Source organism: Lentilactobacillus sp., assembly GCF_040773105.1.
In the GTDB taxonomy this organism is placed as follows: domain Bacteria; phylum Bacillota; class Bacilli; order Lactobacillales; family Lactobacillaceae; genus Lentilactobacillus; species Lentilactobacillus parabuchneri.
In genome coordinates this window covers 1-9,461 of the sequence record NZ_JAXGWW010000071.1, presented here as the reverse complement: position 1 = coordinate 9,461, position 9,461 = coordinate 1, and the positions used below count along the sequence as shown (strand labels likewise).

Sequence of the window (9,461 nt, the reverse complement as noted above, 5' to 3'; positions counted from 1 at the left end):
GTTCCGGGGTAATGGTCATCCCAGCAATCACACCGTCAAGTTGGCCAGATTGAACTGACTGAACCGCTGCGTTAAACCCAACCGGCTTAATATTAACCTTAAAGCCTTCTTCTTTGGCAATTGCCTTCATAATGTCGATATCAATACCAACATATTTATTCTGCTTGTTGGCAAATTCAAATGGGGGATATGTCACGTCTGTCCCGATTTGATAAGTTTTTGCTTGGGCCTTACTGCCTGGCAGTCCCAAACAGAACAAAACGGCTACCAGCACGGATAGTAGCCCGAAAGCTGTTAAAACTTTTCGCTTCATGAATAATTCCTCCTAGTATATGTAATAAAACATCACACACAATAATGAGAATATAATACCAGATATTTGGATTCCTGTATAGCAGACACTCATTTGTGCAAACGGTGCCAACTACGGCGTAGCATTGTAGAATGATGAGAAATATTAATTTTAAATTAGATTATCTGTTGACATCAATTTGAACTTTCACCATAATATTCACTAAATACTCAGTTTGATTCGTAAGCTGAGACAAGTTGTTTGTCTGGAGGAAATCATTTGAAATTTGAAGAGTCTAATATTTTACAGCACTTACCCAAGCAATTTTTTGCGAGCCTTGTCAAAAAGGTCAATGCCAAGATTGCAACTGGCGCGGACGTGATCAACTTGGGGCAGGGAAATCCTGATCAACCGACGCCTGAATTTATCGTGGAGGCCATGCAAAAGCAAACTGCTGATCCGCAGAACCACAAGTATGCTCAGTTCAGAGGCGACCCTGAGCTTAAAAAGGCGGCTGCGGCCTTTTATCAACGGGAATATGGGGTTTCATTGGATCCCGAAACAGAGATCGCAATTCTTGGCGGGTCCAAAATCGGGTTGGTTGAGTTGCCGTTTGCAATTTTAAACCCCGGCGACATGATGTTGCTGCCAGATCCCGGCTATCCTGATTATTTATCAGGAGTGGCACTGGCTCAAGTCAAACTTGAATTAATGCGATTAACAGAAGCCAATCACTTCTTACCGGATTACGACACATTGGACAAGCAGGTTGTGAGGGACGCAAAACTCATGTATTTGAACTATCCCAACAACCCAACTGGCACCGTGGCCACTCCGGCGTTTTACCAAAAAACCGTTGATTTCGCAAAAACCAATGGGATTGGTGTTGTTCAAGACTTCGCTTATGGTGCCATTGGATTTGACGGCCACAAGCCGGTCAGTTTCCTGCAAACTCCAGGGGCCAAAGATGTCGGCATTGAAATGGATACGTTCTCAAAATCATTTAACATGGCCGGGTGGCGAATTGGGTTTGCTGCGGGGAATGCCGATATGATTGAAGCGATTAATCTGATTCAAGACCATTTATTTGTCAGTGTCTTTCCAGCGATTCAAAAGGCGGCTATTACAGCGCTAAATAGCGACCAGCAGTCGGTTCACGACTTGGTGGCACTATACGAGAAACGGCGGAATCAGTTCTTCAAGGCAGCACGGGCCATTGGTTGGAAACCATACCCCTCTGGCGGTTCCTTTTACGCGTGGATGCCGGTTCCTAAAGGTTACACTAGTGAAGCGTTTGCTGATTTGCTCCTAGACAAAGCTGCGGTTGCCGTTGCACCTGGTAACGGGTTTGGTGATGGCGGTGAGGGGTTCATCCGGGTCGGATTGTTGATTGACGAGCCTCGATTTACAGAGGCCTGTCAGCGGATTGCCAAACTGCACTTGTTTGATTAAGCTGTGTCAGCTTATTGCGGTCCACTTCAGCTAAATAATATATAATTATGAGAAAAAACGAGATCGGAACAAAAGTTGGTACTTTTGCTTCGATCTCGTTTTTAGCCAGAATATTGCTAAGCTGAATTGTGCACTAACGTAGTAGGTATTTGTTGCCCACACTTATTTACCAGTAACCTAAGATTTTGGCGAGCTTAGCCCGATTCAGATCCCGTTCAGAAATCGCAGCCATTTCAGTCCCGTCCAATCCGGTAGCTGATTTAGCGACTGGCTTTTTCCAAATATACTTGGCAATCACGTTTCCCATACTGTTTGGTGCGTACATCAGATCTTCTTGGTAACCGGTGTGGTCGAGTCCAAGCGTGTGGCCGAGTTCGTGGGCAATGACGCCATCCCAGTATTGATCGGTTGTAAATTTGGCTGCCAGTTCCGGCTTCATATAAGCTCCCGGATATTGAGCGTCACGGTAGTGGGCTTTATCAATATAAATCGCTTTTCCGTCATACAAGCCGTCCCAACCTTCCTTAACGCCATTTCCAAAGGAGATTGTCAACGTGTGATTGGTCTTGGTTCCCAGTGTAAAGACGGTTGTATCAAGGGCTGTATTCCACTTGGCCATGGCAGCTTGGACGTGCTGACTTAATTCACTGTCCGGAACGTAGATGCTGGCTTGATTATCTTGAAACATGGATGCTGGGGAGAAGTGAAAAACGTTGTAGGCTAAATCAAAGGCGGCTTCGTGGGTCTCATAATTAATCGGTTTTAAATCTCTGATTGATTCAACCGGCTTCATGTCGGGGGCTTGGTCAATTAGTTTAACGATTGCCTTTTCCGACATTGGAACTTGGACTTTGGTTAAGTAGCCATGCCAAATATAGCCTTTGATTTTACTGGATTTGTTGGTGACGTAGTAATAAATGGCCTGTTTGCCATTGGGCTTCTTAACGGTCAGTCGTTTTGACGCATCAAAAACGAGCTTACCGTAGTTTCTTAGGTTATAGCGCTTTTGCGTTAGCTGGGCGTCACCATAAAGATAGCCTTTAGAAGCCTGGTAGGTCGTTTTTGAAATGGAACTGACGCTCACAACTTTTACGGCTGACGTTTTTGCGTCAACTGAATTTGCCTGGTTAATTGCAATCGCGCCGGCTGTGAACATCCCAGCCGCCAGCAGTAGCACGCGTTCTTTAAGCTGTTTCATACGAACTTCTCCCCTCGAAATCTGCAACTATTTCCATTAATATACCATATTCACTCAATAATTTACTACTTATAAGCACTGGGAGAAATTAGTAGTTATGACCATGGATTTTATCGTTGGTAATTTCCGGTATCGGTTCGACTAAATGTGACGTATCGCGATATTCGATACTGAGGTTGCTGATACTTTTAAGGTCGGCTAAAACCTGTTGATATTTTTGTTTGTCATGGACGAGCGCCAGCAGTTCGTGGGAACGAACTAATTTGGTTCGAAGTTTTCTACTATAAATAAAGAAATAATAGCGGTCGAAGAAATGATTATCCACGATCACCAGCCAGTATTGATAGTGGGGTAGGCGCTTAAAATATTGATGATACTTTTCGATTAGTTCACGTGATTCTGCAATCATTGTAAAAACCTCCTGACATCGTTAAGCTTGATGACCACCAACCAGGTTGGCCCGTTCAATAGCGGTTCCGCCCTTGGTTTTGGATGAAGCTCTGACTAATGCTTTGTAGCCATATTTTTTTCGAATAATATCAATGGTATGTTCAAGCTTTTCCCGGTCCAAAGTGGTGTCCGGGTCTTCGAATAAGCTGAATCGGGTAGCACGCTTTTCTGAAATTCGGTTGCAGCGAACACCGACGTTTCGAACGGCACTGCCATCCCATTTGGTTTCTAATAAATACTGAACGGCATTGTTGATACTTTTCGTTGAATCGGTGGGCTCAACGTGCATTTGGGCTGAAAAATGGCTGCGCCCCTGCTTGTCTGTGTCGGCCATGCCGATAAAAATGCTGACGACTTCAGCAACGACGTGATTTTTTCGCAAGCGGGTGGCAACTTGGTCGGCAATTTCGCCCAGGACTGTTTTGAGATCGATTAACTCCGTGTAGTCGCGCATTAGTACTTGGGAGTTGCCGTAGCCTTTATTGTCGGAACGCGGCAGGTACTTTTTTTCCAAATCGGAGTAGTCAATTCCCCAAGCGTGGTAGTAGAGTTGTTCGCCCATGACGCCAAATTTTTTCTTGAGTTTGTTGACGTCGGCATGAGCTAATTCTTCAATTGAGTAGATGCCTAACCCGTTAAGTTTGGCAGCAGTGTGACTGCCGATGCCCCACATGTCCGGAAGGCTTTTTATCTGCCAAATAGTGGTTGGAACGTCATCATAGTCCCATTCGGCGAGCCACGGGGCCTTTTTCTTGGCGGCGTTATCCAGCGCGAGTTTGGCAAGCAGTGGATTTTGGCCGATACCGATGGTCGTGATGATTCCGGTTTCTTTAAAAACTTTATCCTGGATCATTTTGGCAATTTGAACATTAGACCCAAACAACTTGTGACTGTGGCTAACATCAATAAAGCTTTCATCGATTGAATAGGGAAACCAATGATTGTCATCGGTAAATTGCCGGTAAATCTGGTTGATTTTATAGTTAAGTGCAACATAATCGGCCATGTGGGGTTCGACCATTTCAAGATCCATATCGTCATTGATCTCAAACCGCCGAGTGCCGAGCTTAACGCCATAAACTTGTTTGGAAAAGGGGCTGGCAGCAAGAATAAGGCCGCCGGAGGATTCCTCGCGGCTCATTACGGCAATTTTGGCGGAAAGGGGATGCTCGCCGCGCTTAATGGCTTCGGTGGAAGCGTAAAAGGATTTGCAGTCAATGCACATGACGTCGTGGACGGGAAGAAGTTGTTTGTTATCAAGAGGTGTTTTCATGAGGGATCACCTGCGGGTATTTATTGGTGTATCTATATGATACGAACGTTTGTTCGACAAGTCAAGAAAAAAAGAGAGAGTGTGAGTCAAACCGTTTAGCTTCGGAGCATTAATATGATAATGGGTTTTGACGCTGGGTTTGCGTCGAAAGCCATTATCGGATTAAGCGGACGAAGCTGGTTTGAGGAGCACGTTTAGAGAGAGTGCGTGCCGAACCGGGAACTTCGGAGCATTAGTGTAACAAACGGCTTTGACGCTGGGTTTGCGTCGAAACTCATTATTGGACTAAGCGGAGGGATCTGGTTCGCGCAGCACGTTTAGCCTAGCCAACAGATCACAAAAAATACCACTTCCAAAGTTTTCCGCCTTCAGAAGTGGCATTTCAAATTTCATTTCATTTTTATCAATTATCGTTCAATTTCAATTTATCAGTTGTTCCGAAAATAATGAGTAAAATTTTCGTTGTCGTCATTTTAGTGGTTGGATTAATCACCTGCAACTTTCAAGAATACTGCGCCCAATCCCTTATCAAAGGTTGCCTTCCACTCACCGTTCTTAAGTGATTCAGGTAGTAGGAATGTCCCGCTTGAAACCCGTTGGCCGGCTTGTAGTGGCATGCCTTGTGACTCGAGCTTTTCGACTAGCCAGTGAAGTGATTTTAGTGGGTTGCCTAGGACTTCAGATGAAGCGCCGTCCTTTAGCTTTTTACCATCATGGAATAGCTCACACTTAACGTTTGCGAGATCGTCAACGTTATCAAATAGTAGGTTGGTATCTTTTTCATCGCCGTAGACAACGTAGCCGCCAACCGCAGCGTCTGACATAACCATGTATTTGGATAGGCTTGGGAACCAGTCGCTAAATCGTGAATCGGGAACTTCAACGGCTGGTGCAACCTTGGTCTTACGCATGAGATCTTCTAGCGAATCCTTGCTGCTAAGGTCTTCTTTTGCAGTAAATAGCATTTCCACTTCGGCAAGGGGTTCCATGAGTTCACCACGGTGGAGGGTAACTGGTGATTGTAGGAAATGACTTTTAACTTGGGCACCGTATAGTGGTGAGTCGGAGTCAAACATGTCTTGGGTTTGCCTGCTGGTAAGTGAGACTTTATAGCCGCCAACATCTTCTTTCTTGAGCTCGGTTAGCCGTCGTTGAACGCGGTAAGCGGCCTGTTCATCATTAACGACGCCGTCAAAGTCGGCTTCCTTTAGTGGCTTGTGAGTTTCGTAGGCGTTAAATAGTTTGTTTGCTAAATCATTTTCCTGAGTTGATAGTTCCATTGTTGCTTGTTGTTCATCCATAAGCGATACCTCCGTATAGTTTAATTAATCGGGTTCTCACTTGTATGTAAAGTGAGGACCAATCCGTGACGTGAAATATGTGATTGATTGAATCAATATGTGTTGTAGCGTAGTTGGCACTATGTCGGTTGAAATTATGTGTTAGCTTTTGCAAAATCTGAATCTGACCAGGATTTTCATTGGAGCCTTTAATCACCGATTCCATATGTCCTCACCACCTTAAAATATTTTTAAATTCAAATGAAAAAGGCGTCCCAATAACCTCCCATAATGGGAGTGTTAAAAGGACGCCTAATGCGCGGTACCACCTTAATTCGTAATCCTATTGCTAGAATTACCTCACACGTACAGCTTTCGCGATACGCTGACACAATAATGGGTGCACCCAATGTGATCTACTAAAACTTTGATCGCATAGCTCGGAGATGATAATCATCTAAGATTGCAAATTGCTTCACACCAACCAGCAACTCTCTTATTGCAAATGGAAAATGACGATTCTCTTCATCGCTTTTTAATTTGAATTTAATGATTGTCATTAATTTACACCCTGCTATTTTGAATGTCAACCCGAAATTTAAAAAAATTATTCTTTTTAGGGGTTCTCGCGAATGACTCGGGCAGGACTGCCGGCAATAATCAAGTTATCGCCGAACGATTTGGTGACCGTTGAATTAGCGCCAACAATGACATTATTGCCCAAGGTGACCCCTGGGAGAATGACTGAGCCGCCACCAACCCAGACATCGTTGCCCAAAGTAACCGGTTTTCCCATTCCCACAAAATTTGCCCGCTGCTTGGGGTCCAGGGGATGATAGGCTGAATAAATTTGAACGTGGGGTGCCAACATACAGTGATCACCGATTGTGACCGGCGCAATATCCAAGATGACATTATCGTAGTTACAGATAAAGTTGTCACCAACGTGAATGTTGTAACCAAAGTCACAGCGAAAATTGGGTTGGACCCAGGGATCTTTTCCAACCGATCCGAATAACTTTTTGATCAAACTTTCCTTTTCCTGACCAGCGGTATCATCTAATTCATTCATCATCTTACAAAGTCTGCGTGCCTTGGTTTCATCAGCAGTTAGTTCAGGATCCATCACCAAGTAGGGGTCGCCGGCTAAGAATTTTTCTTTTTCAGTTGCCATGTCATTGTCCACCTTTATTATTAATTAATTGATATTATAGCATTATTTATAAGTATAAATTAGGCAGAATTATAATTTATTCGGATAAATATAAATCCAAATTGCTGTTCAGGGAAATATTTAGTATGATAGTTGCAAGTTAGCGGATTTACAGACTTCAAGAATCTGAAAGGGTGGACACAATGAAAGCAGTTATCACGGTTATTGGACATGATCAAGTTGGAATTGTTGCAAAGGTTTCACAACGATTGGCAACACTGAAGGTTAACATTACGGATATTTCTCAAACATTAATGCACGGAGATTTTACCATGATGTTGATGGGTGAGTGGGATGATCACGAAGTCAGTTTTGATCAAGTCAAGACCAGTTTGGCCGATCTCGCATCAGAAACCGGCTTATCAATTAATATTCAACGTCAGGAATTATTTGACGCCATTCAGAAGCTTTAGGAGGCCATGAGATGGAAACCAAACAAATCTTAGAGACCATTCAAATGATTTCTGAAGAAAAGCTGGATATTCGCACAATCACAATGGGCATTTCATTGTTTGACTGTATCGATAGTGACGGTCAAAAGGCGCGGCAAAAAATTTATGATAAATTGACGACCAGTGCCAAGGATTTGGTGAAAGTTGCTGACCAAATCGAGTCGGAATACGGCATTCCGATTGTCAACAAACGCATTTCGGTGACGCCAATTTCAATGATTGCCGCAGCCTGTCACGATGATAATTATGTCGCTTACGCCCACACAATGGAAAAAGCGGCCGAAGTATTGGGCGTCGACCTGATCGGTGGCTTTTCTGCATTAGTTCAAAAGGGCTATCAAACCGGCGACCGTAAGTTAATTGAGTCGATTCCCCAGGCGTTAAGCGAGACCAAACGCGTCTGTGGTTCGGTCAACGTTGGCTCAACCAGAGCCGGAATCAATATGGATGCGGTTAAGCAGATGGGCCGGGTCGTCAAAGACCTCTCTGAAATTGATCCAGTCAGCTGCATGAGTCTGGTGGTATTTGCCAATGCGGTTGAAGATAATCCGTTTATGGCCGGCGCGTTTCACGGTGTTGGGGAAGCTGATAAGGTCATTAACGTTGGAATTAGTGGCCCCGGTGTTGTCAAACGAGCACTGGAACAGGTTCGCGGTCAATCAATTGATGTTGTTTCGGAGACCATCAAAAAAACCGCCTTTAAGGTGACCCGGATGGGACAATTTGTTGGCAATGTTGCCGCTAAAGCGCTTAATGTGCCGTTTGGAATAGTTGATTTATCATTGGCGCCAACGCCGAGTCAGGGCGATTCGGTCGCTGAGATCTTGGAAGAAATTGGCTTGGAAAGCGTCGGTGCACCAGGAACAACGGCTGCTCTGGCATTACTGAATGATGCCGTCAAAAAGGGTGGCGTTATGGCATGCGAACATGTGGGCGGCCTGTCTGGTGCGTTTATTCCGGTCTCAGAAGACAGCGGCATGATTAAGGCGGTCGAACATGGTAATTTGAACTTGGAAAAACTTGAAGCGATGACGGCAGTATGTTCAGTTGGGCTGGATATGGTGGCTGTGCCAGGAGATACGTCAGCGGAATCGATCAGCGGAATGATTGCTGACGAAGCGGCAATTGGTGTTATCAATAACAAAACCACGGCGGTCCGGGTGATCCCGGCAACCGGCAAAAAAGTTGGGGAGCAAATTGATTTCGGCGGCATCTTCGGCTACGCGCCGGTAATGCCAATTAATCAAAGCAGCCCAGCTAAATTGGTAAATAGGGGAGGAAGAATCCCGGCACCGATTCATTCGTTTAAAAATTAAAGAGTGCGAAGCGAACCGGGTAACTTCCGAGCATTAATTTGATAACTAGCTTTGACGCGGGGCTTGCGTCGAAGTTAGTTATCGGATTAAGCGGAGGAAGTTGGTTCGCGTAGCACATTTCGACTAGGTGAAAGAAAAGATAAGAAGATCATCGTTATCAAACCAGAGTGTGACGAGACCCGGGTCAGGGTCGTCGGAACACGTTTTGACTAGGTGAAAGAAAAAATGAAACGGACATCGTCATCAAGCAAGAGTGCGAAGCGAACCGGGTAACTACTAGGCATTTCGTGGCCGTCGAAGTTAGTTATCGGATTAAGCGGACGAGTCTGGGTCGTCGGAGCACATTTTATCCAAGTAACAGTAGAGCACCAAACTAATCAATATCTAAAATTGAGTTCCACCAGAGTGTGACGAGACCCGAGTCAGGGTTGTCACCAGCAGTTCACATCAAAATAATATAAAATAGCTGCCAACGATGATTCATGCGCTTCGTTCATCATTGGCAGCTATTTAATATTGTAAAAAATGGTTCATT

The 9,461-nt window shown here is 44.6% G+C and carries 9 protein-coding genes and 1 other annotated feature; of the genes, 3 read left to right on the top strand and 6 right to left on the bottom strand.

From position 1 onward, the window contains the following. The coding region (locus AB3112_RS05345) for a transporter substrate-binding domain-containing protein (RefSeq protein ID WP_367334073.1) at nucleotides 1–313 on the bottom strand (313 nt) is incomplete at its 3' end. A gap of 258 nt (nucleotides 314–571) precedes the next feature. Between AB3112_RS05345 and AB3112_RS05340 the strand changes: the two genes are divergently transcribed. Continuing rightward, nucleotides 572–1,744: a pyridoxal phosphate-dependent aminotransferase gene (locus tag AB3112_RS05340; protein ID WP_367334072.1), complete on the top strand. Its 1,173-nt coding sequence runs from the start codon at nucleotides 572–574 to the stop codon at nucleotides 1,742–1,744. Nucleotides 1,745–1,910: 166 nt separating this feature from the next. On the opposite strand, the gene AB3112_RS05335 is transcribed toward AB3112_RS05340, so the two are convergent. The 5 genes from AB3112_RS05335 to AB3112_RS05315 form a co-directional block, all read right to left on the bottom strand. Further along, on the bottom strand, nucleotides 1,911–2,942 hold the full coding sequence (locus tag AB3112_RS05335; protein ID WP_367334071.1) for a matrixin family metalloprotease: 1,032 nt from the start codon (nucleotides 2,940–2,942) through the stop codon (nucleotides 1,911–1,913). An 88-nt stretch (nucleotides 2,943–3,030) separates the two neighbouring features. Continuing rightward, on the bottom strand, nucleotides 3,031–3,351 hold the full coding sequence (locus AB3112_RS05330; protein ID WP_057910102.1) for a hypothetical protein: 321 nt from the start codon (nucleotides 3,349–3,351) through the stop codon (nucleotides 3,031–3,033). Between the two features lie 21 nt (nucleotides 3,352–3,372). Continuing rightward, a complete protein-coding gene (locus tag AB3112_RS05325) occupies nucleotides 3,373–4,665 on the bottom strand; it encodes a Y-family DNA polymerase (RefSeq protein WP_084972744.1) in 1,293 nt (430 codons plus the stop codon). Between the two features lie 485 nt (nucleotides 4,666–5,150). Further along, nucleotides 5,151–5,966, bottom strand: a complete 816-nt coding sequence (locus tag AB3112_RS05320) for a 2-keto-4-pentenoate hydratase (RefSeq protein WP_084998832.1) — start codon at nucleotides 5,964–5,966, stop codon at nucleotides 5,151–5,153. Nucleotides 5,967–6,246: 280 nt separating this feature from the next. Then, nucleotides 6,247–6,483, bottom strand: a binding site (T-box leader). Between the two features lie 78 nt (nucleotides 6,484–6,561). Then, complete coding sequence (locus tag AB3112_RS05315) at nucleotides 6,562–7,119, bottom strand: sugar O-acetyltransferase (protein WP_367334070.1); 558 nt, start codon at nucleotides 7,117–7,119, stop codon at nucleotides 6,562–6,564. Between the two features lie 182 nt (nucleotides 7,120–7,301). Here AB3112_RS05315 and AB3112_RS05310 point away from each other — a divergent pair, with 182 nt between their 5' ends. Together AB3112_RS05310 and AB3112_RS05305 are read left to right on the top strand one after the other, a co-directional pair. Beyond that, the gene (locus AB3112_RS05310; RefSeq protein WP_057910097.1) at nucleotides 7,302–7,571 is read left to right on the top strand and encodes an ACT domain-containing protein; all 270 of its coding nucleotides are present in this window, start codon (nucleotides 7,302–7,304) and stop codon (nucleotides 7,569–7,571) included. Nucleotides 7,572–7,582: 11 nt separating this feature from the next. After that, nucleotides 7,583–8,926: a PFL family protein gene (locus AB3112_RS05305; RefSeq protein WP_084972741.1), complete on the top strand. Its 1,344-nt coding sequence runs from the start codon at nucleotides 7,583–7,585 to the stop codon at nucleotides 8,924–8,926. Nucleotides 8,927–9,461: the final 535 nt, after the last annotated feature.